30 protein-coding genes are annotated in these 25,557 nt (G+C 68.4%); 15 read left to right on the top strand and 15 right to left on the bottom strand.

From position 1 onward, the window contains the following. Position 1: 1 nt before the first annotated feature. Positions 2 to 1,288: a ring-cleaving dioxygenase gene (locus IEX25_RS05440; protein WP_308421429.1), complete on the bottom strand. Its 1,287-nt coding sequence runs from the start codon at positions 1,286 to 1,288 to the stop codon at positions 2 to 4. Next, complete coding sequence (locus IEX25_RS20385) at positions 1,237 to 1,512, bottom strand: VOC family protein (protein ID WP_308421430.1); 276 nt, start codon at positions 1,510 to 1,512, stop codon at positions 1,237 to 1,239. The genes IEX25_RS05440 and IEX25_RS20385 overlap by 52 nt, the downstream gene beginning before the upstream one ends. Positions 1,513 to 1,677: 165 nt before the next feature. On the opposite strand from IEX25_RS20385, the gene IEX25_RS05445 reads away from it, so the two are divergent. The 5 genes from IEX25_RS05445 (at position 1,678) to IEX25_RS05465 (ending at position 4,933) form a co-directional block, all read left to right on the top strand. Beyond that, positions 1,678 to 2,619 (top strand): pirin family protein, encoded by a 942-nt coding sequence (locus IEX25_RS05445; RefSeq protein ID WP_188714365.1) that lies wholly within the window; start codon positions 1,678 to 1,680, stop codon positions 2,617 to 2,619. A 3-nt stretch (positions 2,620 to 2,622) separates the two neighbouring features. Next, positions 2,623 to 3,168, top strand: coding sequence for a DUF924 family protein (locus IEX25_RS05450; protein WP_188714366.1), 546 nt, complete (start codon positions 2,623 to 2,625; stop codon positions 3,166 to 3,168). Between the two features lie 45 nt (positions 3,169 to 3,213). Next, the gene (locus IEX25_RS05455) at positions 3,214 to 3,837 is read left to right on the top strand and encodes a GntR family transcriptional regulator (protein WP_188714367.1); all 624 of its coding nucleotides are present in this window, start codon (positions 3,214 to 3,216) and stop codon (positions 3,835 to 3,837) included. An 89-nt stretch (positions 3,838 to 3,926) separates the two neighbouring features. Next, positions 3,927 to 4,490 (top strand): biotin transporter BioY, encoded by a 564-nt coding sequence (locus IEX25_RS05460; RefSeq protein WP_188714368.1) that lies wholly within the window; start codon positions 3,927 to 3,929, stop codon positions 4,488 to 4,490. Then, positions 4,487 to 4,933, top strand: a complete 447-nt coding sequence (locus IEX25_RS05465) for a DUF1284 domain-containing protein (RefSeq protein WP_188714369.1) — start codon at positions 4,487 to 4,489, stop codon at positions 4,931 to 4,933. Before IEX25_RS05460 ends, IEX25_RS05465 begins: the two co-directional genes overlap by 4 nt. On the opposite strand, the gene IEX25_RS05470 is transcribed toward IEX25_RS05465, so the two are convergent. Both IEX25_RS05470 and hmuQ read right to left on the bottom strand, forming a co-directional pair. Continuing rightward, positions 4,909 to 6,531 (bottom strand): acyl-CoA synthetase, encoded by a 1,623-nt coding sequence (locus IEX25_RS05470; RefSeq protein WP_188714370.1) that lies wholly within the window; start codon positions 6,529 to 6,531, stop codon positions 4,909 to 4,911. The two genes, IEX25_RS05465 and IEX25_RS05470, sit on opposite strands and share 25 nt — an antisense overlap. A gap of 23 nt (positions 6,532 to 6,554) precedes the next feature. Continuing rightward, on the bottom strand, positions 6,555 to 6,875 hold the full coding sequence (hmuQ, locus tag IEX25_RS05475; RefSeq protein ID WP_188714371.1) for a heme-degrading protein HmuQ: 321 nt from the start codon (positions 6,873 to 6,875) through the stop codon (positions 6,555 to 6,557). 138 nt (positions 6,876 to 7,013) lie between these two features. On the opposite strand from hmuQ, the gene IEX25_RS05480 reads away from it, so the two are divergent. Both IEX25_RS05480 and IEX25_RS05485 read left to right on the top strand, forming a co-directional pair. Beyond that, positions 7,014 to 7,829, top strand: coding sequence for an MBL fold metallo-hydrolase (locus IEX25_RS05480; RefSeq protein WP_188714372.1), 816 nt, complete (start codon positions 7,014 to 7,016; stop codon positions 7,827 to 7,829). 57 nt (positions 7,830 to 7,886) lie between these two features. Then, positions 7,887 to 8,576, top strand: coding sequence for a fumarylacetoacetate hydrolase family protein (locus tag IEX25_RS05485; protein ID WP_188714373.1), 690 nt, complete (start codon positions 7,887 to 7,889; stop codon positions 8,574 to 8,576). A 75-nt stretch (positions 8,577 to 8,651) separates the two neighbouring features. On the opposite strand, the gene IEX25_RS05490 is transcribed toward IEX25_RS05485, so the two are convergent. From IEX25_RS05490 to IEX25_RS05500, 3 genes are read right to left on the bottom strand one after another with little or no spacing between them, the layout of a single operon-like run. Further along, a complete protein-coding gene (locus IEX25_RS05490; RefSeq protein WP_229665062.1) occupies positions 8,652 to 10,004 on the bottom strand; it encodes an efflux transporter outer membrane subunit in 1,353 nt (450 codons plus the stop codon). Beyond that, positions 10,001 to 13,111, bottom strand: coding sequence for an efflux RND transporter permease subunit (locus IEX25_RS05495; RefSeq protein WP_188714374.1), 3,111 nt, complete (start codon positions 13,109 to 13,111; stop codon positions 10,001 to 10,003). Before IEX25_RS05495 ends, IEX25_RS05490 begins: the two co-directional genes overlap by 4 nt. Positions 13,112 to 13,117: 6 nt before the next feature. Beyond that, on the bottom strand, positions 13,118 to 14,299 hold the full coding sequence (locus tag IEX25_RS05500; protein ID WP_188714375.1) for an efflux RND transporter periplasmic adaptor subunit: 1,182 nt from the start codon (positions 14,297 to 14,299) through the stop codon (positions 13,118 to 13,120). 110 nt (positions 14,300 to 14,409) lie between these two features. Between IEX25_RS05500 and IEX25_RS05505 the strand changes: the two genes are divergently transcribed. Then, entirely contained in the window at positions 14,410 to 15,003 is a 594-nt protein-coding gene (locus tag IEX25_RS05505) for a TetR/AcrR family transcriptional regulator (protein WP_188714376.1), read from the top strand. Here the strand turns inward: IEX25_RS05505 and IEX25_RS05510 are convergent. From IEX25_RS05510 to IEX25_RS05525, 4 genes are all read right to left on the bottom strand, one after another. Next, a complete protein-coding gene (locus IEX25_RS05510) occupies positions 15,000 to 16,397 on the bottom strand; it encodes an FAD/NAD(P)-binding protein (protein ID WP_229665063.1) in 1,398 nt (465 codons plus the stop codon). The genes IEX25_RS05505 and IEX25_RS05510 overlap by 4 nt on opposite strands. A gap of 16 nt (positions 16,398 to 16,413) precedes the next feature. Then, positions 16,414 to 16,653, bottom strand: coding sequence for a hypothetical protein (locus tag IEX25_RS05515; protein WP_188714377.1), 240 nt, complete (start codon positions 16,651 to 16,653; stop codon positions 16,414 to 16,416). Beyond that, the gene (locus IEX25_RS05520; protein WP_188714378.1) at positions 16,650 to 17,255 is read right to left on the bottom strand and encodes an RBBP9/YdeN family alpha/beta hydrolase; all 606 of its coding nucleotides are present in this window, start codon (positions 17,253 to 17,255) and stop codon (positions 16,650 to 16,652) included. The genes IEX25_RS05515 and IEX25_RS05520 overlap by 4 nt, the downstream gene beginning before the upstream one ends. 89 nt (positions 17,256 to 17,344) lie before the next feature. Further along, positions 17,345 to 17,818, bottom strand: coding sequence for an Lrp/AsnC family transcriptional regulator (locus tag IEX25_RS05525; RefSeq protein WP_188714379.1), 474 nt, complete (start codon positions 17,816 to 17,818; stop codon positions 17,345 to 17,347). 142 nt (positions 17,819 to 17,960) lie between these two features. Between IEX25_RS05525 and IEX25_RS05530 the strand changes: the two genes are divergently transcribed. Further along, on the top strand, positions 17,961 to 18,413 hold the full coding sequence (locus tag IEX25_RS05530; RefSeq protein ID WP_103172515.1) for an RrF2 family transcriptional regulator: 453 nt from the start codon (positions 17,961 to 17,963) through the stop codon (positions 18,411 to 18,413). On the opposite strand, the gene IEX25_RS05535 is transcribed toward IEX25_RS05530, so the two are convergent. From IEX25_RS05535 to msrC, 4 genes are read right to left on the bottom strand one after another with little or no spacing between them, the layout of a single operon-like run. Beyond that, positions 18,410 to 19,060 carry a pseudouridine synthase gene (locus tag IEX25_RS05535; RefSeq protein WP_188714380.1) on the bottom strand — a complete coding sequence of 217 codons (651 nt, stop codon included), beginning with the start codon at positions 19,058 to 19,060 and terminating at the stop codon, positions 18,410 to 18,412. The genes IEX25_RS05530 and IEX25_RS05535 overlap by 4 nt on opposite strands. Beyond that, positions 19,057 to 19,683, bottom strand: a complete 627-nt coding sequence (locus IEX25_RS05540) for a LysE family translocator (protein WP_188714381.1) — start codon at positions 19,681 to 19,683, stop codon at positions 19,057 to 19,059. Before IEX25_RS05540 ends, IEX25_RS05535 begins: the two co-directional genes overlap by 4 nt. After that, positions 19,680 to 20,057, bottom strand: coding sequence for a GFA family protein (locus tag IEX25_RS05545; protein ID WP_188714382.1), 378 nt, complete (start codon positions 20,055 to 20,057; stop codon positions 19,680 to 19,682). The genes IEX25_RS05540 and IEX25_RS05545 overlap by 4 nt, the downstream gene beginning before the upstream one ends. Next, on the bottom strand, positions 20,050 to 20,502 hold the full coding sequence (gene msrC, locus IEX25_RS05550) for a free L-methionine (R)-S-oxide reductase MsrC (protein WP_103172519.1): 453 nt from the start codon (positions 20,500 to 20,502) through the stop codon (positions 20,050 to 20,052). Before msrC ends, IEX25_RS05545 begins: the two co-directional genes overlap by 8 nt. An 86-nt stretch (positions 20,503 to 20,588) precedes the next feature. Here msrC and IEX25_RS05555 point away from each other — a divergent pair, with 86 nt between their 5' ends. The 6 genes from IEX25_RS05555 to IEX25_RS05580 all read left to right on the top strand — a co-directional run bounded on the left by IEX25_RS05555 (position 20,589) and on the right by IEX25_RS05580 (position 25,557). Continuing rightward, on the top strand, positions 20,589 to 21,911 hold the full coding sequence (locus tag IEX25_RS05555; RefSeq protein WP_188714383.1) for an ATP-binding protein: 1,323 nt from the start codon (positions 20,589 to 20,591) through the stop codon (positions 21,909 to 21,911). A 9-nt stretch (positions 21,912 to 21,920) separates the two neighbouring features. Next, positions 21,921 to 22,544 carry a response regulator gene (locus tag IEX25_RS05560; protein ID WP_103172521.1) on the top strand — a complete coding sequence of 208 codons (624 nt, stop codon included), beginning with the start codon at positions 21,921 to 21,923 and terminating at the stop codon, positions 22,542 to 22,544. A 5-nt stretch (positions 22,545 to 22,549) separates the two neighbouring features. Continuing rightward, positions 22,550 to 23,062: a DUF2478 domain-containing protein gene (locus IEX25_RS05565; RefSeq protein WP_103172522.1), complete on the top strand. Its 513-nt coding sequence runs from the start codon at positions 22,550 to 22,552 to the stop codon at positions 23,060 to 23,062. Continuing rightward, the gene (locus tag IEX25_RS05570; protein WP_308421431.1) at positions 23,059 to 23,337 is read left to right on the top strand and encodes a sulfurtransferase TusA family protein; all 279 of its coding nucleotides are present in this window, start codon (positions 23,059 to 23,061) and stop codon (positions 23,335 to 23,337) included. The genes IEX25_RS05565 and IEX25_RS05570 overlap by 4 nt, the downstream gene beginning before the upstream one ends. Before the next feature lie 14 nt (positions 23,338 to 23,351). Next, positions 23,352 to 24,278, top strand: a complete 927-nt coding sequence (locus IEX25_RS05575) for an AEC family transporter (RefSeq protein WP_188714385.1) — start codon at positions 23,352 to 23,354, stop codon at positions 24,276 to 24,278. A 409-nt stretch (positions 24,279 to 24,687) separates the two neighbouring features. Further along, complete coding sequence (locus IEX25_RS05580; protein ID WP_188714386.1) at positions 24,688 to 25,557, top strand: putative selenate ABC transporter substrate-binding protein; 870 nt, start codon at positions 24,688 to 24,690, stop codon at positions 25,555 to 25,557.

Raw genomic sequence — 25,557 nt, forward strand, 5'->3', positions numbered from 1 at the left:
TTTACCCTTTCATCCAGTCGGTCGCGGCCGCCAGGTCGTCGGCCACGACATCATGGCCCGCCTGCACGACGCGGGCGTCCAGCATCGCGCCCCGGGCCGCCAGCCAGTCGTTCAGGCGCGGCGCATGAACGCCATACGGATCGCGCGCGCCGGTCAGCGTCAGCACCGAAAGGCCGGTCAGATCCACCTGGGGCAGGTCGTCAAGAACGGCCATCGGGCGCATCAGGATCGCGCGGCGGATCAGGCCGGGATGCAGGCCCATCACCGCAGCCGCGAAATTCGCGCCGTTGCTGTATCCCATCACCGTGATCCGCGCCGGATCCAGGCCGTAAGCCGCCAGGGCGCCGGTCCAGAAGGCCGCGAAGGCCTCGGCCTCGGCCCGGATGTCGTCCTGGTCGAAGCTGGTCATCGCGGTGCGGCGGAAATACCGCGCCACGCCTTCCTCGGTCGAGCGGCCCCGCACGCCCAGCAGCGTGGCATGGGGCGCGATGCGATGGGCCAGCGGCATCAGGTCGGTTTCGGAACCGCCGGTGCCGTGCAGCAGCAGCATGGCCGATCCGTCCGGCTGGTCGGGCTGGCGCAGGCGGTGAACGAAGGGAAGCTCTCTCATCACGGTCCTTTCCTCGCCCGGACGGGCGAATTGCGGCAGGCGCAGGCGCAGGTTGTCAATGTTTCCGGCATGGGGCGGAAACATCAAGACCCGGCCCAAGGCATCGGCGGCTTCGTCCACCGCCATGCCCGGCCCGTCGGTCGCCAGTTCGATCAGCGTATCGCCCGGTTCGCGGACGTAAAGCGAGGTGAAATAAAGGCGGTCGTGAACCGTCACACCGCTGGCATTGCGGGCCTTCAAGGCATCGTGATGGCCCTGCAATGCCGCCAGATCGGGCACCCGCAGCGCCACATGGTCGATGACGCCGGTTCCCGGAATGCCCGGCACGAAGCCCGAAGCATCGCGGATGTCGATGGCATCGGTATCGGACACCAGCCGCGTCAGCCCGCCCTCGGCCCCGTGCTGGCGATAGCCGAAGGGACCAAGGAAGGCAGCGGTCTGTTCGGGCAGGGCCGACCAGATCGTCACCGCGCGGATCCGGGCGGGGGCGGCGGGCCAGTCCGCGTCGGGCGCCTCGGTGCCCACCAGCTTGACGATGATGCCATCGGGATCCCTCAGCCGCAGGACGGGTTCGCCCCATTCGCGCACCGGCCCCTCGACCCGCAATCCGCGCTGCATGGCCCGGGTCAGCCAGTCGCCGATCCGCGCGCGCGGAATGGCCAAGGCGATTTCCGCCACGCGGCCATGGCCCACCCGTCCCGGCGCGCCGTCCTGCCAGACCAGGAAGCTGACCGGCTGCCGGGGCTGCCCTGCGGGTCGCCATAAAACAGGTGCAACTGTTCGGCATCCTCGAAGCCTGCCGTCTGCTTGACCAGCGACAGGCCCAGAAAGCCCATCCAGAAATCGACATTCGCCTGAACGTCGCGGGTGATCGCCGTCACATGATGGATACCGCTGGTCATCGCGCACCTTTGCCGCAAGAAACATTCGCGCCGAAGATGCGGTTCCGGCAGGGCCCGCGCCAGTCGGGGCGGGGCCAATCCGGCGTTCGCGTCCGGCGAACGGCTTTCCGCTTCCCGTTCTGCCGCAGCGCACCTATCCTGATGCCTGACACAGGAGGAACCGACATGAGCTGGAATCCCGCCCTGACCCCCGGCTGCCCCGACGAGATCGGACCGGACGCCATCGAGACGCTGATCATCCCCCGCGCCCGCGACCTGGGCGGGTTCGAGGTGCGCCGCGCCTTGCCCGCGCCCAAGCGCCAGATGGTCGGCCCCTTCATCTTCTTCGACCAGATGGGTCCGGCCGAGTTCCTGACGAACCAGGGCATCGACGTGCGCCCCCATCCCCATATCGGGCTGGGCACCGTCACCTATCTCTATCGCGGCAGCTTCCAGCATCGCGACAGCACCGGGGCCGACCAGATCATCACGCCCGGCGCGCTGAACTGGATGATCGCGGGGCGCGGCGTGACCCATTCCGAACGCAGCCCCGAGGCCGCGCGCCAGGGGCCAAGCAGCCTTCTGGGCATCCAGACCTGGATCGCCCTGCCCGACAGCCACGAGGACATGGCCCCGACCTTCGAACATCACGGCAAGGATGCGCTGCCCGTGATCCGCGACGCGGGAATAACGGCGCGGCTGATCCTGGGCCGCGCCTATGGCGAAACCGCGCCCGCGACGATGTATTCGGACACCTTCTACCTGGACGTGACGCTGGATCCCCGCGCCCGCTTTCCCCTGCCCGCCGATCACGAGGATCGCGGCATCTATGTCACCGAAGGCTCCATCCGCATCGCCGGCCAGGACTTCGAGGCCGGGCAGATGATGGTCTTCCGCCCCGGCGACGCGATCACCGTGCAGGCGGGCGACCGGGGCGCGCGGCTGATGGCCCTGGGGGGAGAGACGCTGAACGGGCCGCGCCATATCTGGTGGAACTTCGTGGCCTCCTCGCGCGAGCGCATCGAGGAGGCGAAACGCCAATGGCGCGCGGAACGTTGGGGCGCGGGCCTCTTTGACCTGCCGCCCACGGACCGCGCCGAACACATCCCCCTGCCCGAAAGGACCTGAACCATGACGATCAAGACCGCCCAGGACGTGCTGGACTTCTGGTTCTCGCCGCAGATGGAGCCGATGTGGTTCGCGAAGTCCGACGACGTGGATGCCCAGATCCGTGACAAGTTTGCCGCCACCTACGAGGCCGCGCACCGTCGCGAACTGGACGACTGGGCCGCCACGGCCGAAGGCGCGCTTGCCCTGGTGATCGTGCTGGACCAGTTCCCGCGCAACATCTTCCGGGGCAGCGGCCGGGCCTTCGAATCGAACGACATCGCCCTGGAACATGCCCGCGCCTCGGTTGACGCGGGCCATGACCGGCAGGTCGATCCCAAGCGGCGGCAGTTCTTCTATCTGCCCTTCATGCACAGCGAGGATCTTCCCGACCAGACCCGCTCGGTCGAGCTTTACGAGGCCCTGGGCGACGACAACAGCCTGCGCTTCGCGATCGCGCATCGCGACATCGTCCAGCAGTTCGGCCGCTTTCCGCATCGCAACGCGGCCCTGGACCGGCCCAATACCCCGGATGAGGAGGAGTTCCTGAAAACCCACAGCGGCTTCTGACCGCGGCGGCTGGACGGTGCCGGGCGACTGGATTATCTACAATCCATGCCGCCCGAACCCCTTGCCCATCGCATCAGCCGCGAACTTGCCGCGCGCATCGTTTCCGGCCGGATTGCCCCCGGCGAACGGCTGCGACAGGACCACATCGCCGCCGAATTCGGCGCCAGCCATGTCCCCGTGCGCGAGGCGTTTCGCCACCTGGAAAGCCGCGGCCTTGCCGTCAGCGAACCCCGGCGCGGTTTCCGCGTCGCGGGCTTTTCCCTAGCCGAGGTGCGCGAGGTGGCGGAAATGCGCGCCGCGCTGGAGGTGCTGGCCCTGCGCCATGCCGCGCCCCACCTGACCCCCGCGATCCTGGATCGGGCCGAGGACGCGACGCGGGCGGGCGACCGCGCGGGCGATGTGGAAACCTGGGAGGAGGCAAACCGCCAGTTCCACCGCCTGATCCTGGATCCCTGCGGGATGCCGCGCCTGCTGAAATCCATCGCCGATCTGCACACCGCAAGCGCCCGCTTCCTGTTTTCCGGCTGGCGCGCGGAATGGGAGGCGCCGACCGACCGCGACCACCGCGCGATCCTGCACGCGCTGCGGTCGGGCGATTTGGACCGCGCCTGCGCCGTGCTTGCGCGGCATGTCCAGTTCAGCGGCCAGCGGCCCCGGACGCCGCGCTGACCGATCCCCTCTTGATCCGATAGATAATTCGTGGACTATCCTGGCACGACGAATCCATAATTATCTATAATTCAGGATAGGGACGACCAATGACGCCGACTCCAGCCTTCAGCCCCGTAAACCCGCACAGCCTGTCCCTGCCCCTCCGCCTGCTGGCGGTCGCCTTTGGCACGGTCCTGCTGGCCGTCTCCTCTCGGATCGAGGTGCCGATGGTCCCGGTGCCGGTCACCATGCAGACCTTCACCGTGGCGATGATCGGCGCGCTCTATGGCTGGCGGCTGGGCACGCTGACGGTGCTGGCCTGGCTGGGACAGGCGGCGCTGGGCCTGCCGGTGCTGGCGGGCGGCGCAGGGGGCCTTGCCCATTTCGCGGGACCGACCGGCGGCTATCTGGCGGCCTTCGCGGTGATGGCCGCACAGATCGGCTGGCTGGCCGAACGCGGCTGGAACGGCGACCGCGCGGGCCTGGCCTTCCTGTCGATGCTGGCGGGCAACCTGATCTGCCTGGCCATGGGCGCGGCCTGGCTGTCGCGCGGCATCGGCTGGGACGCGGCGATCACCCATGGCGTGCTGCCATTCCTGGTCGGCGCGGTGCTGAAATCCGCCGTGGGCGCGCTTGCGCTGCGCCAATTGGGCCGTCCGCGCCGCGCATGACGATCCGCCTTCGCGCGCATCACCTGCTTTGCCTGCTGACCTGGGCGGGCAAGGGCTACAGCCCCGCCTTCACGGCGGGGTTCACCGTTATCGCCACCCGCATCGCGGCGGGCGAGGCGGTGATGCTGGTGGACGGTCCCGACGATGTCTGCGCGCCGATGCTGGACGATCCCGGCTGTCATTGCCGGGGCGACAGCGTGGCGCGCCGCGACGCGCAAGCCGCCCGCGATCTGGCCGCGCTTCTGGGCCGCCCGCTTTCGTTTGGGCAGCGGCTGGTGCTGGACCCCGCGACCCTGGCCCGGATGCGCCGCGCCTTCGCGGGCGGCGCGATCCGGACGGCCTGCGCAGGCTGCGAATGGTCCGGCCTGTGCCGCGACATTGCCGATGACGGCTTTGCCAGGACGGTGCTGCCCGCCCCTCAGCCCGACAGGCTGCGGGCCTGATCGCGCAGCACGAATTTCTGGATCTTCCCGGTCGAGGTCTTGGGCAGCGGTCCGAAGACCACGGTCTTCGGCGCCTTGTAATGGGCCATGTGGTCGCGGCAGAAGGCGATGATATCGGCCTCGGACGCGTCCTTGCCCGGCCGCAGGTCCACGAAGGCGCAGGGAGTTTCGCCCCACTTGGCATCGGGACGTGCGACCACCGCCGCCTCGTTCACCGCCGGGTGGCGATACAGCACGTCCTCGATCTCCACCGAGGAGATGTTTTCCCCGCCCGAGATGATGATGTCCTTGCTGCGGTCCTTGATCTCCACATAGCCGTCGGGATGCATGACGCCCAGGTCGCCCGTGGCGAACCAGCCGCCGCGAAAGGCCTTGGCGGTGGCCTCGGGGTTCTTGAGGTAGCCGCGCATCACGTTGTTGCCGCGCATGAAGATCTCGCCCAGCGTCTGCCCGTCATGGGGGACGGGGGCCAGCGTCTGGGGATCGGCCACCATCAGCCCGCCCAAGGCCGCGTTGCGCACCCCCTGCCGGGCCTTCAGCCGCGCGCGTTGGTCGGGCGGCAGTTCGTTCCATTCCGGCTTCCAGACGCAGACGACCGAGGGGCCATAGACCTCGGTCAGGCCATAGACATGGGTGACCTCGACGCCCATGTCCTCCATCGCCTGGATCACCGCGGCGGGGGGCGATGCGCCGGCGGTCATCACCTTCACCGGGTGGTCGAAGCGTTTCAGATGCGCGTTCTGCGCCAGCATGTTCAGCACGATGGGCGCGCCGCAGAAATGCGTGACGCCTTCGCCCGCGATCAGGTCGAAGATCGGCTCGGCCCGAACCGCGCGCAGGCAGACCGAGGTTCCGGCATTTGCGGCCATGGCCCAGGGAAAGCACCAGCCGTTGCAGTGAAACATCGGCAGCGTCCACAGATAGACCGAATGCGCGGGCATCCCCCAGTCCTGCAGCTGAGAGATCGCGTTCAGCGCCGCCCCCCGGTGGTGATAGACCACACCCTTGGGATTGCCCGTCGTCCCCGAGGTATAGTTCAGCGCAATCGCATCCCATTCGTCGGCGGGCGGCCGCCATTCGAATGCGGGATCGCCTTCGTCCAGCAGGGCCTCGTAATCCAGGTGGCCTATGGGATCGCCATGGGTGATCGTGGGATCCAGGATGTCCACGACCAGCTTGATGTCGCACCCCTTCAGCGCCTCTTGCGCAAGGGGGGCGAATTCGCTGTCCACCAGCAGCGCCTTGGCCTCTCCATGCTGCAGGATGAAGCGCACGGTGTCCGCGTCCAGCCGGGTGTTGATCGCGTTCAGCACCGCGCCCAGCATGGGAATGCCGAAATGGGCCTCGTAAAGCTCGGGGATGTTGGGGGCGATCACCGCCACCGTGTCGCCGCGCCCGATCCCGCGCGCCGACAGCGCGCTTGCCAGCCGGCGGCAGCGGTCCTGGGTTTCCGCCCAGGTCCGGCGGATCGGGCCGTGGACCAGGGCCAGCCGGTCGGGATGGATCGCCGCCGTGCGGGCCAGGAAATCCAGCGGCGTCAGTTGCGCGAAATTGGCCGCGCAGGCGTCAAGGCCCTGGTCGTAGATGGTGTTGGTCATATCCCCCCTCCCCTGTTTCGCGATCAGCCGGCCCGGCCGATATGCTGGATCGCGGTGAAGCCTTCGAAGCGGGGACCGCCTTCGTAAAGCTTCTTCGTCTCGCCCGCCCGCGCATGGGCGTCGCGGAACTGCTGGCTGCGGGTCCAGCCGATGAAATGATCCTCGGACTCCCAGACCGTGTGCGAGGCATAAAGCCGCCGCCCATTCTCCTCGGGGCCCTTCAGCATGTGGAATTCGACAAAGCCCGGCAAGGTGTCCAGCTTGCTGTCGCGCGACAGCCAGATGGCCTCGAACTCGGCGGCGTTCTCGACGGGGACGGTGAAACGGTTCATGGCGATGAACATGGCGAAACTCCTCTTTGCCGGCGATCCTGCCGATCCTGCCGCCATGGATAAGCCCCGGCCCGCCCCCTGTCACGCGCTTGTGACGGAGGTTCGAGGCGTTCCGGGTTACGCTTCCCGCGATCTTTCCAGGGGACGACCATGCGCCTTGCCCTTGCCGCCGCCGTGATCGCCGTTCTGCCGCTGGCCGCGCAGGGACAGGAACGCAGGCCCAGCCATTGCATCGCCATCGCCGGCGGACCCGAACGCATCCAGCAGGCCGCCTGGTCCGACCCTGTGCCGGAACGGTCGGTCAGGCTGTCCTTTCTGGGACATGCGATGTTCCTGATCCAGACGCCGGGGGGCCTGGACATCGTCACCGACTTCAACGGCAACCTGCATCCCAACGCGCCGGTCCCCGACGTGGTGACGATGAACCGCGCCCATTCCAGCCACTGGACCGACCGGGTCGAGGGCATCCCCCATGTGCTGCGCGGCTGGTCGGACCAGTTCGGGGTCGCCGCCGACCATTACCTGACGCTGGACGACGCGCTGATCCGCAACGTGCCGACCGACATACGGTCCTTCGGCACGGTCGAGGAAAGCGGCAATTCCATCTTCGTCTTCGAGGCGGGCGGCCTCTGCATCGCGCATCTGGGCCACCTGCATCACGAACCCACGGACGAGGATTACGCCCGCCTGGGCCGGGTGGACGTGCTGCTGGTCCCCGTGGACGGCAGCTATACGATGGAGCAGGCGGCGATGATGCGGGTGGTCAGCCGGCTGAACAGTTCGGTGGTGATCCCCATGCATTGGTTCGGCCCCGCCCGGCTGGAAACCTTCCTGACCGGCATGTCGGGCCAGTTCGCCATCCAGCGGCCGGGGGGCAGCGAATACCTGGCGTCCTTGCGCGGGCTGCCGGACCGGCCGACGGTGGTGGTGCTGGAACCGGCATCCTCGGGGCGAAGCTGGCCTTGACGGGGACGGGGCGGCGCAACACTCTGCCCGCCGAACCAGCGAAGGCCCCTGTCCTCCATGTCCGATTTCGTCATCCCGCCCGCCGCCATCCCGTCCCTTCCCGTGGCAGGCGACAGCCGCCGCTTTCCCGTCCGCCGCATCTATTGCGTGGGGCGCAACTATGCCGACCACGCGCGAGAGATGGGGCACGACCCGGACCGCGAACCGCCCTTCTTCTTTTCCAAGCCCGCCGACACGCTGCTGGCGGGGGATGCCGACCTGCCCTATCCGCCGCAGACCGGGGATCTGCATTTCGAGGCCGAACTGGTCGTGGCCCTTGGCGCAGGCGGCACGGACATCGCCCCCACCGACGCGCAGGGACTGATCTGGGGCTATGCCACCGGCAATGACTTCACCCGGCGCGATTTGCAGGCGGCGGCGAAGAAGGCGGGGCGGCCCTGGGATCTGGCCAAGGGCTTCGACCTGTCGGCGGCCTGCGGGCTGCTGCATCCGGTCGGCCAGACCGGCGCGCTGAACGACGGGCGGATCGCGCTGTCGGTCGATGGCGCGTTGCGCCAAGAGTCGGATTTGTCGCAAATGATCTGGCCGGTGGCCGACGTTATCGCCCACCTGTCGCAATCCGTGCGGCTGGAACCAGGCGACCTGATCTTCACGGGAACCCCGGCAGGGGTCGGTGCGGTCACGCGGGGCCAGGTCGTGACCGTCGAGATCGAGGGACTGACGCCGCTGGTAACGCGGATCGTCTGATGGGGCGCAAGGTGCGTGCAAGCACGCACCCTACGGTCGTGGCGGCGTAGGGTGCGTGTTCACACGCACCATGCCTTACCGCGATCCTGCCCCCGTGGCGATCTGCAGCGTCGCCCATTCCTTTGCCGCGGCATTGCGGGCCTGTGCGGCAGCCAAGCGGGCGCTTGCGCGGGACCGGTCAGCCTCCAGCAGATCGACCAGTGCCAGGGCGCCTTCCTCGAAATTCTGGCGGGCCAGCGCATAGGCGCGGTCGTATGACGCCGCAGCCCCGTCCAGGGTCGCGGCCCGCTGGCGGAAGCGGCGCAGGTTCGACTGGGCGGTCTGCACATCCTCGACCGCCGCCGCGATGGCGGATTTCCAGGCAATCTCGGCCTGGCGGGCCTCGGACAGGCGGCGGGACCGGGTGGCCTGCAACGCGCCCTGGTTCAGGACCGGCAGCGACAGGCCGGGACCGAAACCCCAGGCGGTGGCCCCGCCCTGGTCCGTGACCCGCCCGGTCAGCGAAATCGCAGGCAGCAGGTCGGCCGTGGCCACCCCCACCGCCGCAAGCGCGGCCGCGTAATCGGCCTGGGCCACGCGGATGTCGGGGCGCGAGCGCAGCAGGTCGGCGGGAACCCCGGTGCCAGGCCCCGGCGGCGTGCGCAACTGGGCCGATCCGCCGCGCATCTGCCCCATCAGCGGAGCGGCCTGCAGGTTCAGCAGCGTGGACAGGCGATAGATCTGGGCGTTGAACTGCGCCTCGTAATTCGGCAGGTCGGCGCGGGCCGTTTGCAGCAGCGCCTCGGTCTGGGCCACGTCATATTCGGTGGCGATGCCCAAGGACTGGCTGTTGCGCGTCACGTCCAGCGTGCCTTCGCGCGTGCGGATCGTCTCGCGCGTCAGGGCCAGAGCCTGCTGGAAGAAACGCGCGTCGGCATAGGCCGCGATCACCTCGGCCAGCCAGGCCAGGCGGACGGTCTGCGCCTGGGCCTGGGCCGATTGCAGGCCCGCCGCCGCGCCTTCGCGGGCGCGGCGGGCGCCGCCGAACAGGTCGAAGACGAAGCTGGCCGACAGGGCGGCGGTGTTGGCGGTGCCGGCGGCGATGCCGTCGCCGCCCGTGCGTTCCCGCCCGGCCGTGGTCGTGCCGCCGATCTGGGACGCCCAGGGCTGGGCCGCCTGCACATCGGCCTGGGCCGCGCGGATGCGTTCGTTGGCGGCCATGATGTCGAAGCTTTGGCCCATGCCCTGCCCGATCAGGCGGTTCAGGGTGGCGTCGTTGTAGCCCGACCAGAAGGCCGCCTGCGGGGGCGTGGCCGCCCCCTCGCCCTCGTCGATACCGGCGGGGACGGCGGGTGTGGGCAGGGCGTTCGGATCCGGGCCGACCGCCGCGCAGGCCCCAAGCGCCAGGACGGAACCAAGCATCGCGCGGCGGTGCATTCCAATCGTCATGCGAGTTTTCTCTTTCTTCTTGTCACAAGCTCGACCGCCTTCAGCACGGCCACATAGAAGGCCGGCACCAGGAAGATCCCGATCACGGCAGACGACGCCATGCCGCCCAGAACCCCGATCCCGATCGAGTTCTGCGCCCCCGCCCCCGCGCCGCTGGCAATCGCCAGGGGCAGCACGCCCAGCATGAAGGCGAAGGTGGTCATCAGGATCGGGCGCAGGCGCATCTTGGATGCCTCGGTCGCGGCTTCCAGAAGCGGACGTCCCTGGGCCACCAGCGATTGCGCGAATTCCACGATCAGGATGGCGTTCCGGGCCGCCAGGCCGATGGTCGTCAGCAGGCCCACCTTGAAGTAGACGTCGTTCGTCTGGTCGAAGAACAGCGCGGCGGCCAGCGCGCCCAGGATCCCCACCGGCACGGTCATCATGACCGCCAGGGGCACGGTCCAGCTTTCGTAAAGCGCGGCAAGCGCCAGGAACACGACCAAGGCCGACAGCGCGAACAGAAGCGGCGCCTGGTTGCCCGACAGCCGTTCCTGATAGGACAGGCCCGTCCAGGCCGTGCCGTATCCGCCGGGCATGTCGGCCACCATCTCCTCCATCGCGTCCATCGCCGCGCCGGACGACAGGCCCTGGGCCGCGGCACCAGACAGTTCCAGCGCGCGGGTGCCGCCGTAGCGGGCAAGGGCCTGCGGTTCCTGGTCCCAGACGCGGGTCGTGAAGGCGCCGAAGCTGACCATGTCGCCGTCGCGGTTGCGCGCGAACCAGCGGTCGATGTCTTCCGGCTGGGACCGGGCCTCGGCCTCGCCCTGGACGACCACGGGGCGCAGTTCCGTCCCAAGGGCGAAGTCGTTCACGTCGCGCCCCGAGAAGATCACCGACAGCATCGCGTTCACCTCGGATATCGACAGCCCGAAGGCCGCGGCCTTCTGCTGGTCGATGTCCAGGCGCAGGGACGTCTCGAAGGGGGCGTCGTTGCCGCGCAGGTTGGTGACGCGGCCGTCTTCCTGGGCGGTCGCGACAAGCTGGTCGGCGGCGGCCGTCAGCGCCTCTTGTCCCCGGCCCGACTGGTCCACGAGATACATCGAGAAGCCCGAGGACGCGCCCATGCCGGGGATCGCCGGCGGTTGCAGGAAATAGGCCTGGCCCGCGCGGTTGTTCATGAAGAAATAGCCATTGGCACGCGTGACCAGGGACGCCACGTCAAGGCCGGGCCGTTCCTCGTAGTCGCGCAGCTTGGCGAACAGCAGGGCCTGGTTCTGGCCCGCCCCCCCGAAGCTGAAGCCCAGGACCGAGAAGGTCGATTCCACCGTCTCGGCTTCCTGCACGCTCAGGTATTCCTCGACCCGTTCGACAAGCGCCTGGGTCTGGGCGGTGGTGGAACCCTCGGGCGTCTCGATCATCACCATCATCACGCCCTGATCCTCGTCCGGCAGGAAGGATCCGGGCAGCTTGCCGTAAAGCGCGGCGGCGCCGAAGCCGATCGCCACCAGCACGATCAGCATGCGGAACGGACGGCGCACCAGCCGGGCCACGGCATTGCCATAGCCGTTGGTGGCGCGGTCCAGGTTGCGGTTGAACCAGCGGGCGGGCGCGATCCCCTCGCCATGCTTGCGGGGCTTCAGAAGGCTTGCGCACATGGCGGGCGTCAGGATCACGGCAACGCCCAGGGACAGCACCATGGCCGTGATGATCGTCAGCGAGAACTGACGATAGATCACCCCCGTGGCGCCGCCCATGAAGGCCATGGGCAGGAACACCGCCGACAGCACCATGACGATGCCGACCAGGGCCGAGGTGATTTCCCCCATGCTCTTCTCGGTGGCCTCGACGGGGCCGAGGCCCTCTTCCTCCATCACGCGCTCGACGTTTTCGACGACGACGATGGCGTCATCGACCAGAAGGCCGATGGCCAGGACCAGGGCGAACATGGTCAGGGTGTTGATGGAAAAGCCCGCGGCCGCCAGCACCCCGAAGGTGCCCAGCAGCACGACCGGGATGGCGATCACCGGAATGATGGTCGCCCGCCAGCTTTGCAGGAAGGCCAGGATCACCAGGAAGACCAGCACCACGGCCTCGGCCAGGGTCTTGTAGACCTGGTGGATGGATTTTTCGACGAAGGGCGCGGTGTCATAGGGAAAGACCACCTCGACCCCCTGGGGCAGCGATGGCGCGATGCCCGCGATGACCTCGCGCACGGCATGGGCGGTGTCCACGGCATTGGCGCCGGTCGCCAGGTTCACGCCGAAGCCCGCCGCCGGGTTGCCGTTATAGCGGGCCGATGCGCCATAGCTTTCCTGGCCGATCTCGATCCGGGCCACGTCGCCCAGAAAGACCGTCGATCCGTCCGGGTCCACGCGCAGCAGGATCCGCTCGAATTCCTCGACGGATGAGAACTGCGACTGCGCCGACAGGGTCAGGGTCAGGCGCTGGCCCTCGGCGCTGGGTTCGGCGCCCAGGTCGCCCACGGTGACGTTGGTGTTCTGTTCGGACACGGCGGCCGTCACGTCGGCGGGCGTGACCTGGTATTGCGCCATCTTCATCGGATCCAGCCAGACGCGCATGGCATAGCCCGACCCGAAAGTGTCGATGGACCCCACGCCCGGCGTCCGCTTGACCGGATCCTCGATCATCTGGGACACCAGATCGCCCAGTTCCACGGTGGAATGGCTGCCATCCGTGCTGGTCAGCGCGCCCACCAGCAGGATCGACGAGGTCGAGCGCGACACGTTCACGCCCTGCTGCTGCACGATGTTGGGAAGCTGGCTGGTGACAAGCTGCAGCTTGTTCTGCACCTGGACCTGCGCGATGTCGGCATCGACCGTGTCGTCGAAGGTGAGCGAGATCGACGCCGACCCCGGCGTCGAGTTCGAGGTCATGTAGATCAGCCCGTCGATCCCCGTCATCGCGTCCTCGATCACCGTGGTGACCGAGTTTTCGACGATCTCGGCGGATGCGCCGGTATAGGTCGCGCTGATGCGGACGGTGGTGGGGGCGATCTGGGGATATTGCTCGATCGCAAGGGTTTGCAGGCCAAGGCCGCCGACCAGCATGGTCACGAAGGCCAGGACCCAGGCGAAGACGGGGCGGTGGATGAAGAAACGGGCCATGCGCGGTTACTCGGCAGCAGGGGCGGTTTCAGCCGCAGCCTCGGGGGCAGGCTGTTCGCGCACTACGCCGTTTTCGTCCAGCGTGACGGGAACGGTGGTCACGGTTGCGCCTTCGGAAAGCGCCGCGAAATTGTCCACGATCAGCGTATCGCCGGGTTCAAGGCCATCGGTCACGATCCAGTGGTTCTGCCAGGTGCCGTCGTCGGTCAGTTCCACCTGCGTGGCCTTGCCGTCGCGCACGACCCATGCCGTCAACTGGCCGATCTTGCTGCGGGTGGCGGCATTCTGGGTGACCAGGAAGGCCTCGGTCGTGCCCAGGTCGATCTGACCGCGCAGGAACATGCCGGGCAGGATCAGACGCCGCGGGTTGTCGAAGCGAAAGCGCGTGTCCACCGCCCCGGTCGAGGTCGAGACGGTGAAGCCCGGCGCGACCAGTTCGCCCGTCGCGGCATAGGTTTCGCCGGTTTCCAGCGTCAGCGTGGCCTGCAATGTCTCGTTCAGTTGCAACCGCCCGTCGCCGATGTCGTCGCGCAGGGCCAGCATCCGGGCCGAGGGTTCGTACATGTCCACGTCGATGGGATCCAGTTGCGTGACCGTCGCCAGCGGATCGGCCTGCCCCGCCGTCACCAGATCGCCCACCGACACCGCCGCGACGCTGGCCATGCCCGCGATCGGGCTGGTCACGGTGGTCCAGTCCAGTTCGGATTGCGCCAGGGTCAGCGCGGCCTCGGCCGATTGCAGCGCGGCCTCGGCCTGTTCCAGGGCCGCGCGGGATTCGTCCACCTGGGCCTGGGTCGTGCCCGATCCCAGCAGCCGTTCCGTCCGGCTGAACGAGGTGCGCGCCTGCGTCAGCGCCGCCTGGGCCGAGGTCACCTGCGCCTGGGCGCTTTTGAGGTTCGCCTCGTAGGTGGTGGGGTCGATGCGGAACATCGGCGCGCCGATCTCGAGCGCGGTGCCGGGTTCGTAAAGGATTTCCGTCACCAGGCCGGTGACGCGGGGGCGGATCGCGGCCTCGGATTCCGCCACGGCCCGGCCGGGCAGGGTCAGGATGCGCGGAACCGATTGGGGCTGCAGCGTGACCACGCCCACCGTCGGCGGGGGCATCTGTTCCTGCTGCGCCAAGGCGGGCAGGGACAGGAACCAGAGACCAAGAAATGCGGCGGCAACCACCGGGCGAAGACGAGACATCGGATGATTCCTATTGAGATGGCCGGCAGAACGGCGATGCTTGAGGGGGCTTGTTGCACAATAATGCATACTGTGCAATATTTGCCTGAACTGAATTCCGAGGGTGCGTCATGACGCCAAGATCAACGCTGCGTGACCGCAGGCGGCTCCAGACATCGCGCGACATTCAGCGCGCCGCGCTGACGCTGGCGCTGCGTCTGGGATATGATTCGGTGACGACAGAGCAGATCGCGGCCGAGGCGGGGATCAGCCCGCGGACCTTCTTCAACTATTACCTGAACAAGGACGCGGCGATCATCGGCACGGCGCCCAGCTTCGACGACGACACCGTGGCCTGGTTCCGGGCATCCTCGGGCCTGTTGCTGGGCGATCTGCTGAAGGCGCTGCGGCATCTGTTGTGCCATGCCGACCTGGACCGGGGCATGTCGCAGCTGATCAACCGGCTTTTGGACCAGTCGCCGGAACTGCTGCCGATCTTCTATGGGTCGCTGAAGCGGCTGGGCGACCAGATCGCCGACCTGGCCGTCACCCGCCTGGGAGAGGACGCGCGCCCGGACGCCGAACTGCTGGCGCAGGCGATCTCTCATGCGCTGGCGGACACGTTCCGCATCTGGGCCAATGACGACGCGATGTCCGAAAGCAGCATCGTCGATGTCATCGCGGCCAAGCTGAAGACCCTGCGCGGCTTTCTGGAACAGGCCTAGGGCACCGGCTGCGCGACCATCCGGCGGGCCAGGTCCGCAGCCTGGTTGCGGATGTCGGGGATCGCGGTGATTTCCCAGAAGGCCGCGCGCGATACCGGCCCGATGGCGAAGATCCGGTCCGACGGCCTGCCCTGGGCGTCGATGACCGCCGCGTCGGGGCCGATGTCCAGGCCCAGCCGCAACGGGTCGACGCGCGCCTTGCCGGCACCCAGAAGGCTGGCCACGACCGGCGTGGCATTCTGTTCCGGATCGCGCCGGATGCCCCGGCAGTCGATGACATGGGCGCATTTGACGCGCTGCTGCGTCCGCCCGCCCCGGCAACGGATGACCGCCCGCAAGGCCCCCTCGCCGTCCCGTTCCACCCCCAGGAAGCTGGCCGCCAGCAACCGCATCCGCCCGGTCCTGATGGCGGCCCGGATCGGGGCGGCGCTTTCGGGGGGCAGGCGATGGCGATGGATTTCCCACCAGGACGCCGCATGGCGCAGGAAGCGGGCGCGTTCGGCTTGGGGCAAGGCCTGCCAGATCGGGGTGATATGCGGACGCAGCCCGTCCAGGGCATCGCGCCAGGTGCCGCCCCCGGCCTCGGCCTGCCGGACAAGGCCGCGCAGCCAGGCCATCAGCCGGCTGACCGGCGCGCCCAGCGGCACATCGCCGATGTCGATGGACAGGAGCCGGGTGGCGGCATGGACGCGCGGCAACTGGGCGCGGCGCGACACCACCAGGATCTCGCCCCGATGGCCGCAGCGCAGAAGGCTGAGAACCTGGTCCACCATGGACAACCCCGAGCCCACGATCACCACCCGGTCGTCGCGGTCGGGCATCGGCCCCTGTTCCCATGATCCCTGCATCAGCCCCTCGGGATCGGGTTCGGGCAGCGCATGGCCGGTGGCAAGGACCGCCCGGTCGGCCCGCACCGCCCGCCCGTCGGCCAGATGCGCGACGACGCCGCAGCCGTCTTCGGCCAGGGCCACGCAGACCGCCCGCAGGCAGCGCAGCCGGCGCGGGCCGTCGCCATGGGACCAGGGCAGGGTCAGGCTGGCCATATAGGCGCCATAGGTGGAGCGGCTGACGAAGCCGTCGCCCTGGTCCGGCCCTGTGGCGATCCCCTGGGTGGCCAGCCAGTCGCGGAAATGGTCCGGCTGGTCGGGAAAGGCGCTCATGCTGCTGGCGCGGGTGTTCAGGAGATGGTCGGGATCGCTGGTGGAATAGGCGACCCCGCAGCCCAGCATGTTCCGGCCCTCGATGATCGTGACACGGGCCTGGCCCTGCGGGTCGCGCAGCAGATGGGCCGCCATCAGGACGCCGCTGGCGCCGCCGCCGATGATGACGACATGGGGACCGGCGCCATCCGCCATCGGTGCCAGGGGGGCGGTCGGAATGGGATCCAGGATCATGGCGGCACCCTTCAGGTCAGATCAGCACGGCGGCCAGCAGCGCCAGGGCCGACAGGTTCGCCACGATCAGGATGGCCCGGATGGTGCCGCTGTCGTCACCCTGTGGAGGGCGCCCCGTGCGGCGCAGATGCAGTTCGGTCTGGATGTCGAACATCGCGGGAACTCCGAAATCGACGATGGGAACAGGCTCAGCGGGCAGGGGTTCGGCGGGAACAGGTCCGGCACCGCGATGAAAGCTGCGGCCGGGCATCGTCACGCCCCCGTCAGACGCGGCCTGACAGCGGCTGCCTGGCCAAGCCACCGGCGCAGGACCGAAGGGCGTTCGGTCTGGTCCAGCAGGCGGTCGCGGATCACCTTGCCGCCGGGCCAGGGACCGAAACCGGAGGCCACGTTGACATGGCCCGCATGGCCCAGGTCAATCAGGTCGGCGCCAAGCGCCTCGGCCAGGTCGCGGCTGCGGTCGAAGGCCATCCAGGGGTCGTTGCGGCTGGCCACCAGCACCGTCGGCACGTCCAGGGCCATGTCGGGCAAGGGGCCGAAACGACGGATGCGCCGGCAGCCATCGGTCCCTGCCAGCGGGTCGGCGGGGGCGACCAGCATGGCGCCGCGCACCCGCAGCCCCGACCAGCGGGCCAGCATCTGCGCGATCAGCACCGAACCCAGCGAATGCCCGACCAGGATGCTGTTGGGATGGCGCAGGATCATCACCGCCAGGGCAGCCTCCCATGCCTCGCGCACGGGGCGGCGGGGATCGGGCAGATCGACGATCATTGCATTGGGATCGGTGCGCGCCCACCAGTCCTGCCAGTGTGGATTGGGCGATCCGTCAAGGCCGGGAACGATCATGGTCTTGGACATGGTGCGATTCCTTCCGTCTATCCACAATAACTCTACATAGTTTGTCGTGATTTAGTTCCCAAAGATCGCCCGCCAAAGAGAACAAGGATCTAGCGGTCGCGGGTGTTGACGGGATAGGCGGTGGTATGGCGCAATCGCTCCATCGCGAAATGCGAGGTCAGGTTCTTGATCGGCACGGCATCGGTCAGGCGGCGATAGAAATCGTCATAGGCCGCCATGTCGGACACCGCGACCTGCAGCAGGTAATCCATCTCTCCGGCCATGCGATAGGCTTCCATGACCTCGGGGAACTTCTCGACCGCGGCCAGAAAGGCGTCGCGCCAGGCGGCACCGTGGTCGGCGGCCTCGATCCCCACGAAGACGGTCAGGCCGAAGCCCAGCTTGGCCGGATCCGCCAAGGCCACGCGCCGGGTCAGAACGCCCGTCGATTCCAGCTTCTGGATCCGCTTCCAGCAGGGAGTCTGCGACAGTCCCACACGATCTGCGATCTGGGCGATGGGTTGCGTCGCGTCTTGCATCAGGGCGGCGACGATCTTGCGGTCGATCAGGTCCAGGCTGGTCATACGGGCCTCGGGGAAGCAGTTTTGCGGCCAGAGTGCCATAAAAACAGCAAATGTCTAGCGTCTTAATCGTATATTATGGAGAGATCGTCTCGTCTGCAAATCTCGACCTTGATACGGGTATTTCTTCGCCCTAGTGTGGGCCATGATCACGCAGAAGATGAAATACGCCTTGAAGGCGATGCTGGTTCTGGGGGACGAGGCCGCCCAGCCCGCGCCCGAGGCCTTGACCATCGAAAAGATCGCCCGCAGGTCCGACACGCCCAAGCGGTTCCTGGAACAGATCCTGCTGGAACTGCGCAATGCGGGCATGGTCAGCTCCATCCGCGGGCGGTCGGGCGGTTATCTTCTGATCAAGCGGCCCAGCGACATTTCCATTTCGGAACTGCTGCGGCTGATCGACGGGCCGATCGCCCCCCTGCCCTGCCTGTCACGCCGCGCCTATCAGCGCTGCGAGGATTGCCGGGACGAGGCGTCCTGCCGCATCCGCAAGGTCTTCGCCGAGATCTTCTGGTCCTATCTGATCCTGATCGAATCGCTGACGCTGGAAGACATGCTGCGGTCCGAACAGGTGGCCGAACAGGTGATCGGGGCCTAGAAGGGCGCGGGCTGGCTGAAGCTGACCTGCACGCCGCTGTCGGGATGGCGCAGGCGCAGGCTTTCGGCGTGCAGCATCAGGCGCGGATGATCGGCCGCCGCACCCGTCGCGTAAAGCGGATCGCCCAGGATCGGGTGGCCGGTTTCGGCCATGTGGACGCGCAACTGGTGACTGCGCCCGGTCAGCGGGAACAGCCGGACGCGGGTTTCGGCATCGCTCGCGCGGATCACCCGCCATTCGGTCAGCGCGGGCCGTCCCTGGTCGTGATCGACCTTCTGGCGCGGGCGGTTCGGCCAGTCCACGATCAGCGGCAGATCGACGGTGCCGGTCTTCGGCTCCAGCCGCCCGGACAGGCGCGCGACATAGGTTTTCTTGACCTTGCGTTCCTCGAACTGCTTGGCCAGGGTGCGTTGCGCATGGGGGGTCAGGCCGAAGACCATCACGCCCGAGGTGTCCTGGTCCAGCCGATGCACCAGCAGCACGGTCGGGAACGCCCCGCGCAGGCGGTTGATCAGGCAATCCTCCTTGCCCTCGCCCCGGCCGGGGACGGACAGAAGGCCCGCAGGCTTGCCCACCACCAGGATCTCGTGATCGGCATGGATCACCTGGGGCGCATCGGGCGGCGGGGCATAGGTGAAGGCGGTCACTTCGTGACCAGCCGGATGGCCAGGCCCGCGAACATCACGGCGGCGATCTTGTTGATCAGGCCCAGGCGCCGCCCGATCGCATGGCCCGCATAGCCCGCGACGATGCCGTAGCCCATCGTGACCAGCGTGCCGGTGAAGGCGAAGATCAGCCCCAGGCCCAGGATCTGCTGCCAGACCGGACCCCAGGCCGGGTTGGTGAACTGCGGCAGGAAGGCCAGCAGGAACAGCACGGGCTTGGGGTTCAGGGCATTGGACAGGAAGCCGCGCCGGATGATGTTCCAGGGCCTGACGCTGCCGCGCGCCGACGGATCGGCGGGACCGGCCCGCCAGCTTTTCCACGCCAGCCACAGCAGATAGGCCGCGCCCGCGTATTTCACGGCCAGCAACGCGCCGGGATGGGCGGCGACGATGGCGCCCAGGCCCACGGTCGCCAGCGTCACATGCATCAGCACGCCCAAACCGACCCCGAAGCCCGCAAGCGCGCCCGCGCGCGGCCCGCCCTGGATGCCGCAGGCGCTGGCGAAGAACACGTCCTGGCCGGGCGCGACGTTCAGCATCAGCCCGCCCGCGACGAAGGCGGTCAGCTGCGCCAGGGGGATGGCGGCGACGGTGTCCCAGATCATCCCTGCTGTTCCTGGGGCAGGCGGTCCGCGATGTCATAGTAATCGCCCTTGTCGGCCACGAAGATATGACCCTGCAACCGCTGCCCCGTCGGGTTGTCCACGGCGCCCGGCGCGACCTCGACCCCGCTGCCGTCCAGGCGGCGCCAGAACAGGCTGCTGCCGCATTCCGGGCAGAAGCCCCGCTCGGCCTGGTCCGAGGACCGGAACCATTTGACCGGCCCGTCCAGCGTCAGGCCCTCGGTCCCTGCGGCGGCCCAGACATGACCCGACCAGCGGCGGCACTGGCTGCAATGGCAGGCCCGCAGCGGATCGCCGCCCCAGGTGCCGCTGAAGGTGACGGCACCGCACAGGCAGCGCCCGGTGAAGTCAGACATGGCCGAAAACCTCCTCCAGAATGGCGGCCAGGCGGGTCGCGTCTTCGTCGGTGAAGGCGTCCGGCTGGTCGCTGTCGATGTCCAGAACGCCAATCAGGCGGCCACCGTTGCCAAAAACCGGCAGGACGATTTCCGACCGGGTGGAACTGGCGCAGGCGATATGGCCGGGAAATGCGTCCACGTCGGGGACAAGCTGGATCTGCCGCGTGCGCGCCGCAGCCCCGCAGACCCCGCGCGAGAACGGGATCACCAGGCAGCCGTGGCCGCCCTGATAGGGGCCGATCTTCAGCAATTCGGGCGCCACCACGCGGTAAAAGCCGGTCCAGTCGAAGCGGTCGTCCGAATGGTGGATTTCGCAGGCAAGCGTCGCCATCAATGCGACCTCGTCTGTCTCGCCATGAGCCAGGGCGCGGATGCGGGCGGAAAGGGCGTCATAATCTGTCATGGCGCCCTTCTATGCCGCGCGGGGCGGCACGAAAAGCCGCCATCTTTCCATTTACGCGACCCGGCCGGTCGGCCAATCTGCGCGCCATGAACCGGCTTTCCCTGACTCAGCGCATTCTTCTGGTGATCCTGGCGATGCAGGCCGCGCTGTTCGCGGCCCTGGCCGTGGCCAGCCTGGAAGGCGCGCGCCGCGACATCGTCTCGGAAACCCGGCTGGCCGTGGACACCGCCCGTGCCCTGGTGCTGGCCACCGTCGGCACCATGCACGGGGCCGTGCCGCCCGACCGCATCATGCAGCTTCTGCCCGAACGGCTGGTGGTGCCGCGCCATGTGACCCTGGGCACGGTCGATGTCATGGACGGCGTGGTGCGCCGGGCGCTGGCGCCTTCGGCCGCCCATGCCCAGGCACCCGCCTGGTTCGCCCGGCTTGTGGCCCCGGACCTGCTGGAAACCCGCTTGCCGGTGGTGATCCAGGGCCGCCCGCGCGGCTATGTCTTCATCGCCAGCGACCCGGCCGAGGAGATCGCCCTGGCCTGGCGCAACCTGTCGGCCTTCCTGGGGCTGGCCGCGCTTGCCTCGGTCGTCCAGGGCATCCTGATCCTGCTGGCGACCCGGCAGGCGCTGCGGCCCGTCGCCGACATCGCCCGGCGGCTGGCCGATTTGCGCCGGGGCGATCTGTCGGCGCGCGTGGGACCGGTGGCGCAGCGCGACCTGGCACCCATCGCCGCAGGCGTGGACGACCTGGCCCAGGCGTTGCAACGGGCCCAGGCGGACCGCGCGCGGCTGCAACGCCGCGTCGTCACCCGCGGCGACGAGGAGCGCAAGGCCATAGCCCGCGACCTGCATGACGAGATGGGGCCCTGCCTGTTCGGCCTGCGGGTCGAGGCCGATGCCCTGCACGAGGCCGCCCCGACCCCCGCCATTGCCGGCCATGCGGCCGCCATTTCCCAGATCGCCGAGGAGATCGCCCGCGTGAACCGCGCCCTGCTGGGCGATCTGCGCCCCGCCGCCATCGGGCAATTGCCGCTGGCGGCGGTGCTGTCGGATTACCTGTCCGATCTGGGGCGGCGTTTCCCGGACCTCGACATCGACCTGGATCTGGCACCCGGCCTGGCCGAACCCGACGAGGCGACCGCCCTGACCCTGTTCCGCATCGTGCAGGAGGGCACGACGAACGCGCTGCGCCATGCGGGGGCGTCGCGCGTGACGGTGCGGTTGTGGACCGATCCCGCCCATTGGCGGATCGAACTGTCGGACGACGGGCAAGGCATGGCGCCCGGCACGCGCGAAGGCACCGGCTTGACCGGGATGCGCGAACGCATCACCTTGCTGGGCGGCGATTTGTCCTTGTCCTCGGGGGCGGGGGGGACCACCATCAGCGCCAGCCTGCCCTTGCAGCAGTCCGAATGAAGGCCACAGATGAAATCCGCGCTTGTCATCGACGATCACCCGATCACCCATCTGGGCGCCAACCGCCTGCTGCGCGACCTGGGATACGAGCGGATCGGCCAGGCCATGTCGGGCGAGGATGCGCTGGCGCAACTGGCATCGGGCGAGGCGCCGGACCTGATCGTGCTGGACATCAGCCTGCCGGGCGCGGGCGGCCTTGACCTGGTGGCGCCGCTGCGAAATGTCGCCCCCGACGCGCGCATCCTGATCTTTTCGATGAACGACCAGACCGGCTTTGCCGCCCGCGCCCTGCAGGCGGGCGCGCAGGGATTCCTGTCGAAGAACGCGCCCCCCGCCGATTTCCGCGAGGCGGTGCGGGTGCTGGAAGCGGGCGAATTCTTTCTGTCGCCCAAGCACGCGATGGCCCTGGCGACGCTGCGGGCGGGGGCTTCGGCCGATCCGCTGGGGGCGCTGTCGGACCGCGAAAGGCAGGTGCTGGCGCTGATCGGCCGGGGTCTTGGCCTTCAGGCCATCGCCGACGAACTGGATGTCAGCTACAAGACGGCGGCGAACACATCCTCGGCCCTGAAGAAGAAGCTGGGCGTGGATGGCATCAACGGGTTGATGAAATTCGCCCTGGACAGCGGAGTATGAGACCGATGCTGGGATGGTTCAGCCTGGACGACGACGCCCCGCCGGGAGAGGCCGACCGCATCCTGGCGCGGCTGTGTTCCGGCCTGGCGGATGCGGGATTGCGGCTGGCGGGCGCCATTCAGCAGAACACCGACCGCGGCGCGGATTGCGCCTGCGACATGGACGTGCTGGTCCTGGGCGAGGAAGACATGCCGATCCGCATTTCCCAGTCGCTGGGCACGGGCTCCAGCGGCTGCCGCCTGGATCCCGGCGCCCTGGAGATGGCGGCGGCGCGGGTCTCAGCAAGGCTTGCCGGGGCGGAACTGCTGATCGTGCCGAAGTTCGGCCGGCAAGAGGCGATTGGCCGCGGCTTTCGCAGCGTGATCGCCCAGGCCATTGCCCAGGACGTGCCGGTCCTGCTGCATGTGCCCGCCGAACAGCGCGCGGCCTTTGCGGAATTCTGCGACGGCATGGGAGAGCCTGTCCCGCCGGGGGGCCTGATCGAATGGTGCCTGGACCAGGTCACGGGCGTGCAGTGACCCAGGCCCCGGTCATCGACGCGCGCGGGCTGCTGTGCCCGCTGCCGGTCCTGCGGCTGCGCAAGGTCCTGCTGGACCAGCCGGCAGGCGCGCGGGTGCGGCTGTGGGCGAGCGATGCCATGGCCCTGGTCGATGTGCCGCATTTCTGCGACGGCGCCGGGCATCGGCTGGTGGCGCAGCGCGACATCGGCGGCGGTGTCCATGAATTCACCGTCGAAAGGGGGCCTTCCGCCCCCTCGGCCGCCATGGCGGCCTTACCCCCCGAGGATATTTAGACACAGAAGATGGGATGCTGGCGGTCTTTCTGAAAACCCTGCCCTTCTTCGGGCTGATCGGCCTGGGCTGGCTGGCCGCGCGGACGCGGTTCTTTCCGCAGGAAGGCGCGGCATGGCTGACGAAGTTCGTCTTCTATTTCGCGTTGTCGGCCATGCTGTTCCGGTTTGCGGCAGGGCTGGATCTGGCGGCGCTGTTCGACGGGCGGTTCGTCCTGGCCTATCTTGGGGGATCGCTGGCCGTCTGGGTGATCGGCATGGCCGCGGCGCGGGCGCGCGGCCTGCCCGTGGCCGAGGCGGCGATGGAGGCGCAGTGCTGCATGATCGGCAACACGGGCTTTCTGGGCGTGCCGATGCTTGTGGTGCTGCTGGGCGAACAGGCCGTCGGGCCGGTGCTGATGGTGCTGACCATCGACATGCTGGTCTTTTCCACGCTGATCACCCTGATCATCCATGCGGGCCGCAGCGGCGGGCTTCGCCTGGCGACGGTCGTGCCGATCCTGCGCGGCATCGTCGCCAATCCGATGATCCTGTCGATGGTGGCGGGGCTGGCCTGGGCGCAGATGCGGCTGCCCCTGCCCGGTCCCCTGGACGAGTTCCTGGTGATGCTGGGGGCGGCCGCGACACCGGGGGCGCTGTTCGCCATCGGTGCCAGCCTGGCCGGGCGCCGGATCGGCAGGCTTGCGGCCTCTGGCTGGCTGAGCGCGGCCAAGCTGGTGCTGCATCCGCTGGCCGTCGGGCTGGCAGCCTGGGCCTTGCGGGTCGAGCCGGTGGCGGCGGGCGTCATGGTGGCCGCAGCCGCCCTGCCCGTGGCGGGCAATGTCTATATCCTGGCGCAGTATTTCGGCGTGGCCCAGCAGCGCGTATCGGCCGCGATCCTGATATCGACCGCCGCCAGCATCGTGACGATACCGGTGGTCATGCTGTTGATCGGGCAGGCGTAGAAGGGAGATCCGGGCATTGAAGTTCCGCCCCGCAATCTTCGTCAAGAGCGTGGGCGTCCGCAGCGCCATGATGGTGGACTTGCCCGCTGAACCGGCCGAACGGCTTGCCGAATTGGCCGGGGAGATCGAGGACATCCTGGCGGGTCGAGGCGTCCGGGGGATCTGCCGGGGAAGTGCGGTCCCTGCGGGCCCTGTCGGCGCCCCAACCCAAACCGACCCGCTGCCCGGTGATCAGCAATCTTGCCTCTGCAAGCGTCTGCGGCTAGCGTCCCTCCAAGCTCTGGAATAGACCCTCGATGCGCCGTGGGCGCTCACGTCTGACGACGTATGGCGGTCGAACCTGCGGACGGCCGAAAGCGGCTGTCGGCGCCGTTCAGGTGCAGGCCCAGTTTTATCACGGAGAATCGACATGCATCGCCTGATCGGCGGCGCGGTCGCAGCCCTCGGCCTTGTGCTCGGCGGCATTGCGGCAAGCGCCCAGACCCCGACCCTCTATTTCTCGGCCATCCCGGACGACGACGAGACCCGCCTGATGGAGAGGTTCGGCAAGGTCGCCGAATATCTGTCGGAGGAACTTGGCGTGGACGTGCAATATGTGCCAGTGAAAAGCTATGCCGCTTCGGTCACGGCCTTCCGCAACGACCAGATCCAGCTGGCCTGGTTCGGCGGCCTTTCGGGCGTGCAGGCGCGGCTGGCGGTGCCCGGCTCGCAGGCGCTGGCGCAGGGGACCGAGGACGGGGCCTTCGTGTCCTACTTCATCGCCCATGAAAGCACGGGGCTGGAGCCGTCCGAGGATTTCCCCCTGGACGCGGCAGGGATGAGCTTCACATTCGGGGCCCAGACCTCGACCTCGGGCCGGCTGATGCCGGAGTTCCACATCCGCGAGGAAACGGGCAAGGCGCCGGAGGAATTCTTCTCGCAGGTGGGCTTCTCGGGCGATCACGGGCAGACGCTGCGGCTCGTCTCGACCGGCGCCTATCAGGTGGGCGCGCTGAACTATACCGTCTATGACACGGCGGTGGCCGAAGGCGCCCCCGAGGTTGCGACCACCCGCGTCATCTGGAAGACGCCGCCCTATCCCGACTATAACTGGACCATCCGGGGCGATGCCGACGAACGCTTCGGCGCGGGCTTCACCGAGAAGGTGAAGCAGGCGCTGATCGGCATGGACGACCCCGAGCTTCTCGCCTCGTTCCCGCGCGAGGGGTTCGTCGAGGCCACCAACGACGACTATGCGCCGATCGAGGAAACGGGGCGGGCGCTGGGCATCCTGGACTGA

Source organism: Paracoccus acridae, from assembly GCF_014642735.1.
In the GTDB taxonomy this organism is placed as follows: Bacteria; Pseudomonadota; Alphaproteobacteria; order Rhodobacterales; family Rhodobacteraceae; genus Paracoccus; species Paracoccus acridae.

Bases quoted from the DNA above. Each gene is read 5' to 3' on its own strand.
- IEX25_RS05485 (WP_188714373.1), top strand. From the start codon at position 7,887: ATGTCCGATTTCGTCATCCCGCCCGCCGCCATCCCGTCCCTTCCCGTG.
- IEX25_RS05540 (WP_188714381.1), bottom strand. From the start codon at position 19,683: ATGATCTGGGACACCGTCGCCGCCATCCCCCTGGCGCAGCTGACCGCC.
- IEX25_RS05450 (WP_188714366.1), top strand. From the start codon at position 2,623: ATGACGATCAAGACCGCCCAGGACGTGCTGGACTTCTGGTTCTCGCCG.
- IEX25_RS05460 (WP_188714368.1), top strand. From the start codon at position 3,927: ATGACGCCGACTCCAGCCTTCAGCCCCGTAAACCCGCACAGCCTGTCC.
- IEX25_RS05505 (WP_188714376.1), top strand. From the start codon at position 14,410: ATGACGCCAAGATCAACGCTGCGTGACCGCAGGCGGCTCCAGACATCG.
- IEX25_RS05470 (WP_188714370.1), bottom strand. From the start codon at position 6,531: ATGACCAACACCATCTACGACCAGGGCCTTGACGCCTGCGCGGCCAAT.
- msrC (WP_103172519.1), bottom strand. From the start codon at position 20,502: ATGACAGATTATGACGCCCTTTCCGCCCGCATCCGCGCCCTGGCTCAT.
- IEX25_RS05580 (WP_188714386.1), top strand. From the start codon at position 24,688: ATGCATCGCCTGATCGGCGGCGCGGTCGCAGCCCTCGGCCTTGTGCTC.
- IEX25_RS05520 (WP_188714378.1), bottom strand. From the start codon at position 17,255: ATGTCCAAGACCATGATCGTTCCCGGCCTTGACGGATCGCCCAATCCA.
- IEX25_RS05545 (WP_188714382.1), bottom strand. From the start codon at position 20,057: ATGTCTGACTTCACCGGGCGCTGCCTGTGCGGTGCCGTCACCTTCAGC.
- IEX25_RS05525 (WP_188714379.1), bottom strand. From the start codon at position 17,818: ATGACCAGCCTGGACCTGATCGACCGCAAGATCGTCGCCGCCCTGATG.
- IEX25_RS05445 (WP_188714365.1), top strand. From the start codon at position 1,678: ATGAGCTGGAATCCCGCCCTGACCCCCGGCTGCCCCGACGAGATCGGA.
- IEX25_RS05530 (WP_103172515.1), top strand. From the start codon at position 17,961: ATGATCACGCAGAAGATGAAATACGCCTTGAAGGCGATGCTGGTTCTG.
- IEX25_RS05510 (WP_229665063.1), bottom strand. From the start codon at position 16,397: ATGATCCTGGATCCCATTCCGACCGCCCCCCTGGCACCGATGGCGGAT.
- IEX25_RS05560 (WP_103172521.1), top strand. From the start codon at position 21,921: ATGAAATCCGCGCTTGTCATCGACGATCACCCGATCACCCATCTGGGC.
- hmuQ (WP_188714371.1), bottom strand. From the start codon at position 6,875: ATGTTCATCGCCATGAACCGTTTCACCGTCCCCGTCGAGAACGCCGCC.
- IEX25_RS05455 (WP_188714367.1), top strand. From the start codon at position 3,214: ATGCCGCCCGAACCCCTTGCCCATCGCATCAGCCGCGAACTTGCCGCG.
- IEX25_RS05500 (WP_188714375.1), bottom strand. From the start codon at position 14,299: ATGTCTCGTCTTCGCCCGGTGGTTGCCGCCGCATTTCTTGGTCTCTGG.
- IEX25_RS05480 (WP_188714372.1), top strand. From the start codon at position 7,014: ATGCGCCTTGCCCTTGCCGCCGCCGTGATCGCCGTTCTGCCGCTGGCC.
- IEX25_RS05575 (WP_188714385.1), top strand. From the start codon at position 23,352: ATGCTGGCGGTCTTTCTGAAAACCCTGCCCTTCTTCGGGCTGATCGGC.
- IEX25_RS05490 (WP_229665062.1), bottom strand. From the start codon at position 10,004: ATGACGATTGGAATGCACCGCCGCGCGATGCTTGGTTCCGTCCTGGCG.
- IEX25_RS05495 (WP_188714374.1), bottom strand. From the start codon at position 13,111: ATGGCCCGTTTCTTCATCCACCGCCCCGTCTTCGCCTGGGTCCTGGCC.
- IEX25_RS05465 (WP_188714369.1), top strand. From the start codon at position 4,487: ATGACGATCCGCCTTCGCGCGCATCACCTGCTTTGCCTGCTGACCTGG.
- IEX25_RS05555 (WP_188714383.1), top strand. From the start codon at position 20,589: ATGAACCGGCTTTCCCTGACTCAGCGCATTCTTCTGGTGATCCTGGCG.
- IEX25_RS05565 (WP_103172522.1), top strand. From the start codon at position 22,550: ATGCTGGGATGGTTCAGCCTGGACGACGACGCCCCGCCGGGAGAGGCC.
- IEX25_RS20385 (WP_308421430.1), bottom strand. From the start codon at position 1,512: ATGACCAGCGGTATCCATCATGTGACGGCGATCACCCGCGACGTTCAG.